The 13,455-nt window shown below is 58.9% G+C and carries 17 protein-coding genes and 1 other RNA gene; 8 read left to right on the top strand and 10 right to left on the bottom strand.

What is annotated here, in order from left to right:
* Window positions 1–109 precede the first annotated feature (109 nt).
* Window positions 110–1,396: a guanine deaminase gene (gene guaD / locus GOW60_RS00390; protein ID WP_152458746.1), complete on the top strand. Its 1,287-nt coding sequence runs from the start codon at window positions 110–112 to the stop codon at window positions 1,394–1,396.
* Here guaD and GOW60_RS00385 read toward each other — a convergent pair.
* The 3 genes from GOW60_RS00385 to GOW60_RS00375 form a co-directional block, all read right to left on the bottom strand.
* Window positions 1,393–2,727 (bottom strand): 8-oxoguanine deaminase, encoded by a 1,335-nt coding sequence (locus tag GOW60_RS00385; RefSeq protein ID WP_171227836.1) that lies wholly within the window; start codon window positions 2,725–2,727, stop codon window positions 1,393–1,395. The two genes, guaD and GOW60_RS00385, sit on opposite strands and share 4 nt — an antisense overlap.
* 114 nt (window positions 2,728–2,841) lie before the next feature.
* The gene (hisN, locus tag GOW60_RS00380; RefSeq protein WP_171227835.1) at window positions 2,842–3,633 is read right to left on the bottom strand and encodes a histidinol-phosphatase; all 792 of its coding nucleotides are present in this window, start codon (window positions 3,631–3,633) and stop codon (window positions 2,842–2,844) included.
* Window positions 3,634–3,673: 40 nt separating this feature from the next.
* On the bottom strand, window positions 3,674–4,045 hold the full coding sequence (locus tag GOW60_RS00375; RefSeq protein ID WP_171227834.1) for a helix-turn-helix domain-containing protein: 372 nt from the start codon (window positions 4,043–4,045) through the stop codon (window positions 3,674–3,676).
* 339 nt (window positions 4,046–4,384) lie between these two features.
* Between GOW60_RS00375 and GOW60_RS00370 the strand changes: the two genes are divergently transcribed.
* On the top strand, window positions 4,385–5,341 hold the full coding sequence (locus GOW60_RS00370) for an NADPH:quinone oxidoreductase family protein (RefSeq protein ID WP_171227833.1): 957 nt from the start codon (window positions 4,385–4,387) through the stop codon (window positions 5,339–5,341).
* A 6-nt stretch (window positions 5,342–5,347) separates the two neighbouring features.
* Here the strand turns inward: GOW60_RS00370 and GOW60_RS00365 are convergent, their stop codons facing one another.
* Complete coding sequence (locus GOW60_RS00365) at window positions 5,348–6,229, bottom strand: LysR family transcriptional regulator (protein WP_171205359.1); 882 nt, start codon at window positions 6,227–6,229, stop codon at window positions 5,348–5,350.
* Window positions 6,230–6,404: 175 nt separating this feature from the next.
* Here GOW60_RS00365 and GOW60_RS00360 point away from each other — a divergent pair, with 175 nt between their 5' ends.
* Window positions 6,405–6,563 (top strand): DUF1127 domain-containing protein, encoded by a 159-nt coding sequence (locus GOW60_RS00360; RefSeq protein WP_254443802.1) that lies wholly within the window; start codon window positions 6,405–6,407, stop codon window positions 6,561–6,563.
* A gap of 184 nt (window positions 6,564–6,747) precedes the next feature.
* On the top strand, window positions 6,748–7,527 hold the full coding sequence (locus GOW60_RS00355; RefSeq protein WP_152458753.1) for a Bax inhibitor-1/YccA family protein: 780 nt from the start codon (window positions 6,748–6,750) through the stop codon (window positions 7,525–7,527).
* Between the two features lie 136 nt (window positions 7,528–7,663).
* On the opposite strand, the gene GOW60_RS00350 is transcribed toward GOW60_RS00355, so the two are convergent.
* Entirely contained in the window at window positions 7,664–8,170 is a 507-nt protein-coding gene (locus tag GOW60_RS00350; RefSeq protein ID WP_171167102.1) for a hypothetical protein, read from the bottom strand.
* On the opposite strand from GOW60_RS00350, the gene GOW60_RS21295 reads away from it, so the two are divergent.
* Window positions 8,169–8,303, top strand: coding sequence for a hypothetical protein (locus tag GOW60_RS21295; protein ID WP_256367471.1), 135 nt, complete (start codon window positions 8,169–8,171; stop codon window positions 8,301–8,303). The genes GOW60_RS00350 and GOW60_RS21295 overlap by 2 nt on opposite strands.
* A 74-nt stretch (window positions 8,304–8,377) precedes the next feature.
* Here GOW60_RS21295 and rpmG read toward each other — a convergent pair whose 3' ends face one another.
* Together rpmG and GOW60_RS00340 are read right to left on the bottom strand one after the other, a co-directional pair.
* Window positions 8,378–8,545, bottom strand: coding sequence for a 50S ribosomal protein L33 (rpmG, locus tag GOW60_RS00345; RefSeq protein WP_037309480.1), 168 nt, complete (start codon window positions 8,543–8,545; stop codon window positions 8,378–8,380).
* Window positions 8,546–8,672: 127 nt separating this feature from the next.
* Window positions 8,673–9,380: a DUF533 domain-containing protein gene (locus tag GOW60_RS00340; RefSeq protein ID WP_152458755.1), complete on the bottom strand. Its 708-nt coding sequence runs from the start codon at window positions 9,378–9,380 to the stop codon at window positions 8,673–8,675.
* Window positions 9,381–9,658: 278 nt separating this feature from the next.
* Here GOW60_RS00340 and GOW60_RS00335 point away from each other — a divergent pair, with 278 nt between their 5' ends.
* The 3 genes from GOW60_RS00335 to GOW60_RS00325 all read left to right on the top strand — a co-directional run bounded on the left by GOW60_RS00335 (window position 9,659) and on the right by GOW60_RS00325 (window position 11,550).
* Window positions 9,659–10,294 (top strand): DUF1326 domain-containing protein, encoded by a 636-nt coding sequence (locus GOW60_RS00335; RefSeq protein ID WP_171227831.1) that lies wholly within the window; start codon window positions 9,659–9,661, stop codon window positions 10,292–10,294.
* Window positions 10,295–10,307: 13 nt separating this feature from the next.
* On the top strand, window positions 10,308–11,150 hold the full coding sequence (locus GOW60_RS00330; protein ID WP_171227830.1) for a DUF2182 domain-containing protein: 843 nt from the start codon (window positions 10,308–10,310) through the stop codon (window positions 11,148–11,150).
* A 67-nt stretch (window positions 11,151–11,217) separates the two neighbouring features.
* Window positions 11,218–11,550 carry a GYD domain-containing protein gene (locus GOW60_RS00325; protein ID WP_152458759.1) on the top strand — a complete coding sequence of 111 codons (333 nt, stop codon included), beginning with the start codon at window positions 11,218–11,220 and terminating at the stop codon, window positions 11,548–11,550.
* Between the two features lie 6 nt (window positions 11,551–11,556).
* Here the strand turns inward: GOW60_RS00325 and rnpB are convergent.
* The 3 genes from rnpB to GOW60_RS00310 form a co-directional block, all read right to left on the bottom strand.
* Window positions 11,557–11,956: RNase P RNA component class A (gene rnpB, locus GOW60_RS00320), an RNA gene on the bottom strand.
* Between the two features lie 124 nt (window positions 11,957–12,080).
* On the bottom strand, window positions 12,081–12,791 hold the full coding sequence (locus GOW60_RS00315; protein WP_254443801.1) for an N-acetylmuramoyl-L-alanine amidase: 711 nt from the start codon (window positions 12,789–12,791) through the stop codon (window positions 12,081–12,083).
* Window positions 12,742–13,446: a hypothetical protein gene (locus GOW60_RS00310; RefSeq protein ID WP_171227829.1), complete on the bottom strand. Its 705-nt coding sequence runs from the start codon at window positions 13,444–13,446 to the stop codon at window positions 12,742–12,744. The genes GOW60_RS00315 and GOW60_RS00310 overlap by 50 nt, the downstream gene beginning before the upstream one ends.
* Between the last annotated feature and the right edge of the window lie 9 nt (window positions 13,447–13,455).

Raw genomic sequence — 13,455 nt, 5'->3', positions numbered from 1 at the left:
CTAAATAGAAGAAGCAGCTACCGGAAAACAATGACAATGCGCCGATTTACCCACTTCTTTCGTCCGCCTATGCTGGTGTGCGGTTCCAAACAGGTGGAGAACAGGGAAAATGGCGCAAAAGACGCTTTTGAAAGGGCGTGTTCTGAGTTTCACAGGATCACCCTTCGACGGAGAGCCGACCGAGGCGACCCGGCTGGACGAAGCGGTCGTGATCGAACACGGGCGAATTGCAGAGGTCGGCACCGCCGATGCGCTGAAAAAAGCCCATCCTGACGCAGTCACGAAGGATCACGGAACGCGCCTGATCACGGCTGGGTTCGTCGATCCGCATGTGCATTATCCACAGACAGCGATGATCGCCAGCTGGGGCAAACGGCTGATCGACTGGCTGAACACCTACACCTTCCCGGAAGAGATGAAGTTCGGCGATTTCGACTATGCGACCGAGATCGCCAACCGGTATCTGGACCTGACGACCGCCCACGGCACCACGACCATGTGCAGTTTTTGCACGATTCACCCTGAAAGCGTGGATGCCTTTTTCACCGCGGCGCAACAGCGTGGGCAGCGTGTCGTCGCCGGCAAGACCTGCATGGACCGGAACGCGCCCGAAGGGCTGCGCGACACTGCGCAGACAGCTTACGACCAATCTGCCGCCCTGCTGGAAAAATGGCATCGCGTCGACCGCTTGTCCTATGCGATCACGCCGCGCTTTTCACCGACTTCAACCCCGGAACAGCTCGAGGCCATGGGCGCGCTTTGGGCCGAGCATCCCCATTGTCTCATGCAAACCCACCTGAGCGAGCAAACGGATGAAATCGAATGGGTTCGATCCCTGTTCCCTGAAGCAAGGGATTATCTGGATACCTACGAGAAATTCGGCCTGTTGGGCCAGAACGGCCTGTATGGCCATGTCATCCATCTGGAAGACCGGGAGCGGGATCGGCTGCGCGAAGTCGATGCCTCTTTGATCCATTGCCCCACGTCGAACACCTTCATCGGATCGGGATTGTTTGACATGAACGGGCTGATCCATGATGGCCACCGGATCGGTCTGGCCACGGATACCGGCGGCGGGTCCAGCTTTTCGATGCTGCGCACCATGGCCGCCGCCTATGAGATCGGCCAATTGCGCGGCCGTCCCCTGCATCCGGCGCAATTGCTGTGGTTGGGCACGGTCGGATCCGCCCGGAGCCTGCGCATGGACGACTGCATCGGAAACATCGCTCAGGGAATGGAGGCGGATCTGGTCGTGATCGACCTCGCCTCGACCCCCGCCATCGCCCAGCGCGAAGCCCATGCAGAAGATGTTTGGGAAGCGATCTTCCCAACCATCATGATGGGCGATGATCGCGCCGTGGCAGAGGTCTGGATCGGCGGACAGCAGGCGGCTTAGGCCTGCAACGCCCGGGCAAGCGTGTTCTGGCGTTCGATCACGCGGGGCAGATCGATGGTCGTTATGTGCCCGTCACGCACGATCTGGCGGCCTTCGACGAACAGGTGTTTCACAGACATCGGCCCCGCCAGAAGCAGCGCCGCCGGATCCCAACTGCCCGCGCTTTCGATGCCGCGGGTATCCCACACCGCAATATCGGCACGTTTTCCAGGCATCAGCCGTCCACAATCGGGACGTCCCAACACATCCGCTCCGCCGCGCGTCGCGATCTCGAGCGCTTCGCGGGCCGACATGGCATCTGCACCATTGGCGACCCGTTGCAGCAACATGGCCTGGCGCGCCTCAAGCATGAGGTTGCCATTGTCATTGCTGGCCGATCCATCGGCGCCGAGGCCGACCTTGACACCCGCATCGCGCATCGCCCGCACCGGCGCGATACCCGATCCGAGGCGGCAATTTGAACAGGGGCAATGGGCCACGCCTGTTTCCGAGCGCGAGAACAGATCAATCTCGGCCGCGTCCAGCTTGACGCAATGGGCGTGCCAGACATCCGGGCCGGTCCAGCCCAAATCCTCGGCATATTGCCCCGGGCGGCAGCCGAATTGCGCCTGCGAATAGGCGATATCCTCATCATTCTCGGCCAGATGGGTATGCAGCATCACGCCCTTGTCCCGCGCCAGCAACGCCGCATCGCGCATCAGGTCCCGGCTGACGGAAAACGGTGAACACGGGGCAAGGCCAACGCGGCACATGGACCCCTCCGACGGGTCGTGAAACGCATCCACGACACGTACCATGTCGTCCAGAATTGCGGCCTCTTTTTCCACCAGATGGTCCGGCGGCAGGCCCCCGTCGGTCTCGCCGATGCTCATCGCGCCGCGTGTCGGATGAAACCGCATCCCCAGCTCGGACGCGGCCGCGATCGTATCCTCAAGCCGCGCGCCGTTGGGATAGAGGTAAAGGTGATCGGAACTGAGCGTGCACCCCGACAGCGCCAGTTCGGCCAAACCGATCTGGGCCGAGGTGAACATTTCCTCCGGCCCGAAACGCGACCAGATCGGATAGAGCGTTTGCAGCCAACCAAACAGCAACGCATCCTGCCCGCCCGGCACCGCCCGTGTCAGGGTTTGATAAAGATGGTGGTGGGTATTCACCAGGCCGGGCGTCACCAGACAGCCCGAAACATCATGCTCCTCACCCTCTGATTCCAGTCCCTGCCCGATCCGGGCAATCTGCCCGTCGCGGACCAAAATATCGGCCTTGGACAATTCCTGCCGGGACTCGTCCATCGTCAGGATCAGATCAGCATTCTTGAGTAGGATTTCCGTCATTTCGCGCTCCTGCATCTGCCCGTCTCATGCAAGAAGTGCGTCGGCCGGTGGAAAACGGGCGCAAGAACCGGCCATCACCGGTGTAGTTGCCTTTGATGCGTCGGGCAACAGAATTCAGAACTGGCGGAGTATCTCAAGCGCCGCGGCGTGAAGGTCAGCGTTTGCCGCAGCCAGCGCCCGGCCGCCTTGATGTGCGGGGCCGCCCTGCCAATCGGTCACGATACCGCCGGCCGCCTGAATAACGGCAATCGGCGCTTGGATATCATAGGAGTTCAAGCCCGCCTCGATCACCAAATCCGCCTGCCCGGCAGCCAGAAGCGCATAGGCATAGCAATCCATTCCATAGCGCGTCAGCTGCACCTGCTCGGACACCGCCTGAAACCCTGCGCGGTCCTTCGAGGTTCCAACTTCGGGGAACGTGGTAAACAAGGTCGCCTGATCCAGCGCCCTGGTATCGCGCGTTCGCATTCTTCTGGTGCCCTGCGGACCGGTCATGTGAGCACCGGAAGACGATCCGACAAAGCGCTCTCCGATGTACGGCTGGTCGATCACACCCATAAAAGGCCCGTCCTGATCACTCAGCGCAATCAGAACACCCCAGGTTGGCGTGCCGCTGATAAACCCTCGGGTCCCATCGATGGGGTCCAGTACCCAGGTGCGGCCACTGGTGCCCGTATGCGCGCCGAACTCCTCGCCCAGCACACCGTCATCCGGGCGCCGCCGCGCCAGAACGTCCCGCATCGCCTGTTCAGCGGCACGATCAGCCACTGTGACCGGGTCGAACCCGTCGGCCAGCTTGTTCGCGGTTTCCAGATTTGTTTGACGAAAAAAGGGGAGTATGGCCTCACGCGCAGCTTCGGCCATTTCTTCGGCAATTTCGATATCGCTCTGTGTCGTCAGTTGCATGACCCTGAGGTGCGAGCAATCCGCGACAAAGTCAAGTCAGTCAGGCAACGTCGCTGAGAACCCGCGCCAGCTCGAAAAGGCGGCGACGCTGGTTTTCCGGAATCGCATAGTAAGAGCGCACCAGATCCAAAGCCTCTTTGTCACCCATCAAGTCGGCAGGGACGGATTTCTTGTCCGTATCGCCTTTTTGGGCTTCTTCCAGACCTTCGAAGAAAAAGCTGACCGGAACATCCAGTGCCTCGGCGATGTCCCACAGGCGGGATGCGCTGATTCGGTTGGCACCGGTCTCATATTTCTGGATTTGCTGAAACTTGATACCAACTTGCTGCGCCAACTGCTGCTGGGTCATCCCAATCAGCCAGCGGCGATGCCGAACGCGCTTGCCCACATGGACATCGACGTGATGAGTCATTGGTATTCTCCTATACTACACAAACATCTGCACGGGATTTTGCGACGTCCGATATCGCAGTTTTAGAGAGCTCCCCTTAACCGCTCCCTAATACGGACTGTACCGCCCCCCGTTTACAGCACTGATTGTTTATAATGCCGGTTTTGAGATTTTTTTCAAGCTGGTTGAGTCGAATGCCCCTGACAGGGATTTGTGGTTGTATTACCCAAAGCCTTTACAGAACCATACTCCTGCAACTGAATCCTCCTTCAAAATCGGGGGCCTTTTGCGCCCGCGCAGCAAACGGATTGACTTTTCTGGCGGCACACGCGCCTATGTCGGAAACTCTTGAGGAACAATATGCGGGCCTATTGCATTCCATCCGACGGGGCGCCTGCCCAGCTTTGTGACGTGAAAATACCCGAGCCGAGCGAAGGTCAGGTGCGGGTCGCGATAAAAGCTTGCGGCCTGAATTTCGCCGATCTGCTGATGCAGACGGGGACATATCAGGACACGCCACCTGCCCCATTCACCCTGGGCATGGAGATCGCCGGTATCGTGGAGACAGTCGGGCCCGGCGTTTCAACACTCAGCCCAGGCGACCGGATCGCAGTCTATTCCGGTCAGGGTGGGTTGGCCGAGTACGGTGTATTCGACGCGGATCGTGCGATCGTGCTGCCGGACGACACCGGATTCGAAGACGCCGCCGCCATCCAGATCGCCTATGCCACCAGTCACATGGCCCTGGATCACAGGGCACGCCTGCAACCGGGTGAAACCCTTCTGGTCACCGGCGCAGCGGGAGGCGTCGGCCTGACTGCCGTCGAAATCGGCAAGCTCATGGGCGCCACGGTCATCGCGCAGGCGCGCGGCGAGAACAAGCTTGCCGTTGCCCGTGCCGCTGGTGCCGATCATCTGATCGATGCTTCCGAAGACCTGCGCGAGCGGGTCAAATCGCTGGGTGGCGCGGATGTCGTCTATGACGTCATCGGCGGGGATGTGTTCAAGGCCGCGTTCAGGGCCACCAATCCCGAAGGGCGTTTGCTGCCCATCGGATTCGCCGGGGGCGACATCCCGCAGATTCCGGCCAATCATCTGCTGGTCAAAAACCTAACCGTGATCGGGGTGTATATCGGCGGCTATCTGAAGTTCCGCCCCGAAGCTGTGCGCAACAGTTTTGACACCCTATTCAAGTGGCATTCAGAGGGCAGGATAAAACCGCACATCAGTCACGTCCTGCCCCTTGAAGATGTCGCGCATGCAATGCAGTTGCTGAAAGAGCGAAAATCTACGGGCAAGATCGTGATCACGCCTTGATCGCGATCATCCAACCACGGCCCGCAACTGGGTACCGCCCAGCAATCTGAAGTTCTGACGCACCAACTGTGCCAGAGCTTCGACAACCGCATCCCGGCCCTGCTCGCCACCGTAGAGGTTGATCATATGCGCAGGTAAATCCGGCAGAGCCCCAGCCGAGTCGATCTGTTCAAGATGTGCGGCCTCGGTTCCGTCCAGCATTGCGTGAACCGCAAGATCGGCACTGACCGTGGCTTCTATGGTACGGTCGTTTTCGGTTTCCACGGACAGCTCCCACGGTATTCCGGCCGCATCCAGCGCCGATATAACCTGCGGTCTGAACAAGCAGCGCCGCCCCAGCGCCAGAGGCAACGGACGCTTGCGCCATGCGGACCCGCCCGGCGCGCCGATCCAGCGCAACGGCAGCTCTGCGATGGTCTCTGCACCAGTGGCCGAAGACGGTTCGGTCGTCAGGATCACATCACATTCGCCCCGCTTGTACATGTCTTTCAATTGCAGTGAATAGGACGACACCAACTGCACCCTGACGCGGGGAAAATCGGCGTTGAACCGTTGCAGGACCCGGGGAATCGCGGGGTAGACGATGTCATGGGGAACGCCCAGAACCACTTCGCCCTCAAAGGCCTGATCGGTGAGTTTTGAGATTACCTCGTCATTCAGGGCAATCATGCGGCGCGCGTAGGCCAGCAGCTGCTCACCGGATGCGGTCAGGGCAATTGTCCTGCCGCTTCGGTCTAGCAACTCCAGGCCCAGCAGCTCTTCCAGCCGCTTGAGCTGCATGGACACCGCAGACTGCGTCAGGTGCAGAAATCCGGCGGCACGGGTCACACCGCCCTGATCCGCCACCGCCACGAAAGACCGCAGGGTTGTAATGTCCAGATTTCGCATCTTCACGATTCCTTATGCGTTCCATCAATAATATTCGTTTTTAAAATGTGTCACACTCCCCCATATCAATCAAGGAAATTGATAACAGCCAGCAAAACCATCGAGAATACAGAAAGGACAAGTTATGACGCAACTCGCAATCCATAATCCTTGCAAACCAGCCAAACGCTCTTTGATGTCCCTGATCTCTCAAGCGTTCGAACTGTCCAGACAGCGGAGAAATCTGGCACAACTGGATGCTGCCGTGCTGGACGATATCGGAGTCACCCGCGAGGAAGCATCCGCAGAAGCAAAACGCTTTTTCTGGGACGCACCTCAATTCTGGAAAAGGTGACTGTGACTCTTATATTTTTATGGCGATGGGCGACCTTGAGTCGCCTGTTGGCATTTTTGTTGCGTGTTTTAGTCGGTTTTCGCCCGGAATCTCTTGAAACACAGCCCCTTGTTGCCGATATTTAGAGGGAAAACCGCCCCGCTCTGCCGGGGCGCTCTAACTTGACGACTAGGGAGACCCTTTGATGGCACAATTCGACACGATCCGGACGGCATCCGGCGCGCGCGCCGCCGAGATTGATCAGGGCCTGCGCGCCCACATGAACAAAGTCTACGGCACGATGTCCGTCGGCATGCTGATCACTGCACTGGCGGCATGGGCTATTGCCGGTCTGGCAGTAACCAGCGATCCAAGCAACGCGGTCGCACAAATCGGCGCAGACCGCTATCTGACGAGCCTGGGCGGCGCGCTGTTCCTGTCGCCGCTGAAGTGGGTGGTCATGTTCGCTCCGCTGGCCTTCATCTTCTTTGGGTGGGGTGCCCTGATGCGCCGTGGCTCAGCCGCGACTGTTCAGCTTGGCTTCTTCGTCTTTGCCGCCGTGATGGGCATCTCGATGAGCTCGATCTTTCTGGTCTTCACGCCCTACTCGATTACCCAGACCTTCCTGGTGACGTCGATCGCCTTTGCTGGCCTCAGCCTGTATGGCTACACCACAAAGCGGAACCTCAGCGGAATGGGCACCTTCCTGATGATGGGTGTGATCGGTCTGCTGGTTGCGATGATCATCAACCTGTTCCTGCAATCCGGCGTGATGATGCTGGCCATCTCGGCCATCGGCATCCTGATCTTTGCCGGTCTGACCGCGTTCTATACGCAGGACATCAAGAACACTTACGTCGCCCACGCTGCACATGGCGATCAGGAATGGCTGGACAAAGCCGCCTTCGACGGCGCGCTGAGCCTGTATATCTCGTTCCTGAACATGTTCCAGTTCCTGCTGATGTTCATGGGTCAGCAAGAATAAGCCTTGCCGACAACCGAATTGATTCAGGGCCGGTCATCGACCGGCCCTTTTCTTTTGCGCGACGGATTTCTTTTGCCCGGAAATGAAAAACCCCGCGGTCGAGGCGGGGCTTTGAGATGCTGGAACGTAATCGGGTTCAGCTACAGTTCAGCGGTATTGCGAAGCCGGAACTTTTCTCGGAGGTTCCTTTGCGGAATACACCGCCAGCTGGCAGACAGCCGGTGAAACGCTCTGTTTCTTCCGCAAAGCCTACACCGATCGAATTGTCGACCTTCACACTGTTCGAACTCGTGCGCAGCACACCAAACAAGGTGCCGTTGACACTGACAGTGCTGAGGAACAGGTTTGTGTCGCTTCCTTGCAGTTGAACAGCAGTGTTTGGCGTCTGCCCGCCATTGTCTATTGCAACCGAAGCCACCTTGGACGGCTCAACCTCATCACTCAAAAGCGTGACTGTCCGCAGTTCCGCCAGCTCTGCCGGAACGTTGGTCGCGTCTGGCAGAAAGGCGACGGCACCGGGTACGTCCGAAATCGTGCGCGGTTCGCCATCGATTCCAGTAAACCCGACACCTTCGCGGTTAAACGGGTCTTCACAGGCCGCTAGGGTCAGAACGGCAATTGTGGATAACAAGATTTTTTTCATGGCGGTCAACATTTTGTGGCGGTTTGCTGAAGCGTACTTGCAGGTTCCCACAAAAAGCAAGCCGCAGGGGATGCGATTGTCCCAAACGCTGATGCGCCACTGCAACGGACTGCCGCAGCTTGCCATCCGCTGAAATCAGGAAACCGGAACTGAAAAAGGGCTCTGTACAACAGAGCCCTTTCTCGGAATTCCAAATGGAATGGCAGATTACTTGATCTTGCCTTCCTTGTACTCGACATGCTTGCGAACGACCGGGTCGTATTTACGAATGGTCATTTTCTCAGTCATGGTGCGCGCGTTCTTCTTGGTCACATAGAAGTGGCCCGTGCCCGCGGTCGAGTTCAGACGGATCTTGATTGTCGTCGGCTTCGCCATGGTTATCTCCTGCGTCCGAAAAGGCAGGGGCCTTTCGGTTGAATTCCTATGAGCGTGCGCTTTTACGCGCTGCACCGCCTATGTCAAGGCTAATCGGATGATACAGGCACAGGAATCTGGTGCAGGTTCAACTAGGCAAGGTTGGCGCGCCCATATATGTGTGAATCTGGTCCCTTTCCGCGTCGGAAAGACCCAGAGCGGTGGACAATTGCCGCAGGTAAGACGCCTCGCGCGCGTTGTCCAGACGGATCGCAGCCAGGGAAGTTGCATAGATCTGCGTCTTGAGCGGCGCACCAGAATCAGCCGCCAATCCCATGACGTCAATCGGTGCGTTCAGCTGCTCTTGCACGAATGCGCGTTCTTCCTCGCTGACATCATCGCCCAATTCACCCAGGATGATTTCCTTTTCCTGTTCGTCCAGTTCACCATCTGCCTTGGCAGCCTGAATCATTGCGCGCAGCATGAGTTTTGCCTGCTCTTCCATCGCTGCACCCGCGGGCGTGCCGCCGAACACGGTTTCCATCATGTCACCTGTGTGTTGATTGGCAGTTTTGGCGGCCCCTTGCATGGCGTTCAACAACCCACCCAAACCAGCGGCACCGGCTGTGCTGCCGCCAACCCCCATCTTGCTCATCATGTCCTGCAAGCCTGACGCGCCACCGGGCAGGCCAAATTGTTCTGCCATTTTGCCCAGCTGATCCACGCCAAAACCACCGCCCGCACCCTGCATCATGTCTTGCAGCCCAGCCATGCCGCCCATCTTCTGATATTTTTCCATGCCCTTGGCCGCAGCAAAACCAATGGCCACGGACGCCAGCGTTTTCATAAAGCTCATAATCAACCTCCCATATCTTCAAATTGGTTCCGAAAGTCTAACAGCCGAATGCAATCCCGAATACCGTGCTCAACCTGAACGCGACCGACCCATAGCCCGGCACATGATAAAGCCCAAAGAAGGCATGTAATTTGCGGTCTTGTTTGTACATATCACGGATTCGTGATAGGTTCGCCCATCCAAGAAGCCAAATTCAGGCTCGAAGGCCGAGGCAGCGTGAATGGGGTCAACCTGCAACGAGCAGAGCTGTTTTATGCGACTTTTCTTGGGGGGCTATCATGACAGAATGGGCTATTCAGGCCGAAGAACTGGCCAATTGCAATTGCAACTTCGGTTGCCCGTGTCAGTTCAGCGTACTGCCGTCACACGGCAATTGCGAGGCGGTTGTCGTCTTTGACATTCAAAGCGGTCACTACGGTGACACTGATCTGGGCGGTCTTCGGGCGGCAGGGGTCTATCATTGGCCGGGACCAATTCATGAGGGCAACGGTCAGATGCAGCTGATCATTGATGAAAGCGCAACAGCTGAACAGCGTGCCGCGTTGCAAGCGATCATGACCGGTCAGGATACGGATGAAATGGCCACGTTCTGGTATGTCTTCAGCGCCATGGCGCCTTTGAAACATGAAACTCTGTTTGTTCCGATTGAACTGGACTGGAACCGCGAAGAACGCAGCGGATACGCCAAGGTTGCCGGAGTTTTCGATGTTGAGGTCAATCCGATCCCTCATATCGTATCGGGCGCACCTCACCGCGCGTCGATACAGTTGCCGAACGGCTTTGAATACCGCCATGCCGAGGCGGCATCGGGCAGTGCGACTACAAAGGGTGGTCAGATCCGGCTGACCTTTGACGCAACCCATGCTCATCTGGCGCATCTGAACATCTCGGGCCATGGCGTCTTGGGCGCATAAGCAGAGAACACCCATGACCAAGCAGAACGCATCGCCCCGGGGCGGGACGGTTGAGTGGTTGCTGAAACAGGACAGCGCGATTGTTCTGGGAAGTGTTCTTCTGATCATCCTCGGTGCAACCTGGTACACGATAGCCGGCGTCGGGATGAACATGTCCGCGGTCGAGATGACCCGGATGGCCGGCCCGGTCGGAGACCCCATGATAATGGGCCCGGCAGCAGCGTGGAGCGCAAGCTATGCCTTGCTGATTTTTCTGATGTGGTGGGTCATGATGATCGCCATGATGACCCCAAGCGCTGCGCCTGCCGTTCTTCTGTTCATCGCGGTCAAGCGGACAGGGCCTGAAAAGCATCGGACGGTTGCGTTCAGCCTGTGGTTTTTATCCGGCTATCTGGTGGCCTGGGGGGCGTTCAGCCTGATTGCAACCGCATTGCAATGGGGGTTGGAACAAATCGGGTTGTCCGACGGGCCGATGATGACGATCAGCTCGGGCGTCTTCGCAGGAAGCGTTCTGCTGGCGGCTGGCGCCTATCAGTTTTCAGCTTTGAAAAACGCATGCCTGCGCCACTGTCAGAGCCCCGTACGTTTCCTGGCCGATCACAACCGACCCGGAACATTCGGTGCTTTCCGCACCGGTATCCTGCACGGCACGTATTGTCTGGGGTGCTGCTGGGCACTGATGCTGCTGCTTTTCGTCGGGGGGATCATGAACCTCTACTGGATTGTCGGAATTGCCGCCTATGTCGCGCTGGAAAAACTAATGCCCGGGGCCCGGTGGCTTGTGTCGGTGACAGGTTTTGCGCTGATCGGCGCTGGCCTCTGGTTCATCACGGCGCCGTTGTTTTCCGGCCCCTGATTTTGAACGGCCCCGGGGTCGGCTGACTTGAAGACCCAAAAACGATTTGACGCAACAGGAGGTATCAATGCCCATTTTCATTACTTACGCATCTTACTCACAAGCCGGTGTCAAAGGCATGTTGCAAAAGCCCGAGAACCGTACCGGTCCGGTGAAGGCTCTGCTGGAAAAAGTAGGCGGCAGGCTGCTGTCCTTTTACATGACGACCGGCAGCAACGACGTGGTTGTGATCAGCGAAGCCCCAGATGGGACAGACGCCGTGGCCGTTGGCATGGCTGTCGCCGCGTCGGGTGCAGTGACGAACATCGAAACCGTTCGCGCCTGGACCGCAGACGAGTTCACGTCGATAACCGAGAAAGCGGCGGCGCTGACCGGTTCCTACACGCCGCCCGGAGGATAGGCGAAGACGCGCGGAGGGCCTGTAAGCCGGATCTTGTTCCGGGGTCGCCCCCTTCGATGACCATTCCTCTAGGCCGTGCATTGCTGCGCGGCTCAAGCTGCCAACCCGGTCCCTCTCGGCCAAGACGGGCTTAGCGGCGGTATCGGCTTGCGCCGACCGGCCCGCGCGGGGACCCTATTTGGCATTGCTCCCGGTGGGGCTTGCCGTGCCGCCCCTGTTGCCAGGGGCGCGGTGGGCTCTTACCCCACCGTTTCACCCTTACCCTGAACCAAGGTTCCGGGCGGTCTGATTTCTGTGGCGCTTTCCGTCGGGTTGCCCCGCCCGGGCGTTACCCGGCACCGTTGTCTTGTGGAGTCCGGACTTTCCTCTCGGGCCGTGCGACCCCAGCGGCCATCCGGCCCTCCGCGCGTGGGTTGGGTAGGCTCTGCGGTCGGCGGCGTCAAGGGTGGATGGTTCAGAGAAGGGGCCAGCCCCTTCTTGGCCTTCGGCCAATTCAACCCCGGGATATTTTCAGCCAGATGAAGGGCGGATCAGGAGTGCGGGATCAACGGTGCAAGGTCGGCTTGCTGCAAAGGCCCCCTGCCCCATGGGCGGTATCGAAGGCGGACGGCATGCAACAGCGTATCATCGTCTACATCAGCGCTGAAACCGGCAGCCTGAGCCAGATTTCGGAACTGGCCCTTTGATGCAGTTTGCGGACCAGCGGCATATCCGCGGGGCGTGGCCAGCAAGTTGCGCTCGAGCCGCAACCAGTCAAATCGCGGACCGGGGTCAAATTTGCGCCCAGGCGCCATGTCCGAATGGCCGATAACACCGTTTGGCAAGATGGCCCAACGGTGCATTATCTGGCGCAACAGCTGTTCCAGCCGATGCATCTGGGGTTCGGGGAACGGATGCTTGCCGGCGTTGTCCAGCTCGATGCCTATGGAACGAGAGTTGATGTCGGTCTGACCGTGCCATTCTCCGGCACCCGCGTGCCAGGCCCGGTCTTCTTCGCGCACCATCTGCCACAGCGTGCCATCATTGCCGATCAGGTAATGGGCCGAGACCTCGGCCTTTGGGTCGCACAGACGATCCAAAGCCGCCTGAGCGCTGTCCATCGCCGTGTAATGGATCACGATCAAGGATGGTGTCAGACCATCTCGGCGCTCACCAAAATTGGGTGACGGATACCAGATCGGGTTCAGGGGGTCAGTTGCTGACGGCACTGCGGAACGGGCTCGGGTCCCAGCCACACGCATAGCCATCCCCATCCGGGTCCAGACCTTTGCGGTCGCGCTGGGGGCCGCCATTGGACAGAAACTCGATCTGAGCCTGATCAGGGGATGGGAATTGCGCGCAGTTCCTCTGAGCCTTGGCCTGAAGGTTGAAACCGGACCGGCTGTAAAGTTGCACACCTACCGGATTGGACGTGCTCAGCGCGTATTGCACAATGTTTGTCTGGCCGCTCGCCGTGCGCTCGGGCACTGCCGTCGGGGCCACGAGTTCATACGTCTGGCGGTTCTGCTCGATCCGGGCGGCGTCGGATTCGATGCTGCGGCGTTCGGACACTGCAGAAAAATCCTGTTCATCCGAAATCGCGCCAGTGTTCGCCACGGGAACCGCCGTAACCGCGGCTGAGTTTTGGCCAGATGTGCTGGCCAATGCCGCCGCGGCCTGGTTGGCGATATCCGCGTTTTCACCCGTGGCAACAGGCGCCGTACCCGGGGCGCCCAGCGGTTGTTGTGAAACTTCGACCGGGGCCAGCAGAGGGTTGCCGGCCACGCCCTGACCTGCCAATTGAGCCTCGCGCTGCGCCTGGTATTCAGGCGTGTTGAAACCCGTGCTGGTCAGCGGCGCGACATCCGTGCACGCCGCTGCCAGTGCAAGAGCGGGGACCAAAAGCAAAACGCGCATTGTTTGGCT

Source organism: Ruegeria sp. HKCCA4008 (assembly GCF_013033125.1).
Classification (GTDB): domain Bacteria; phylum Pseudomonadota; class Alphaproteobacteria; order Rhodobacterales; family Rhodobacteraceae; genus Ruegeria.
Note: the sequence above shows the minus strand (reverse complement) of the source record. Positions and strands in the feature narration are given on the sequence as shown.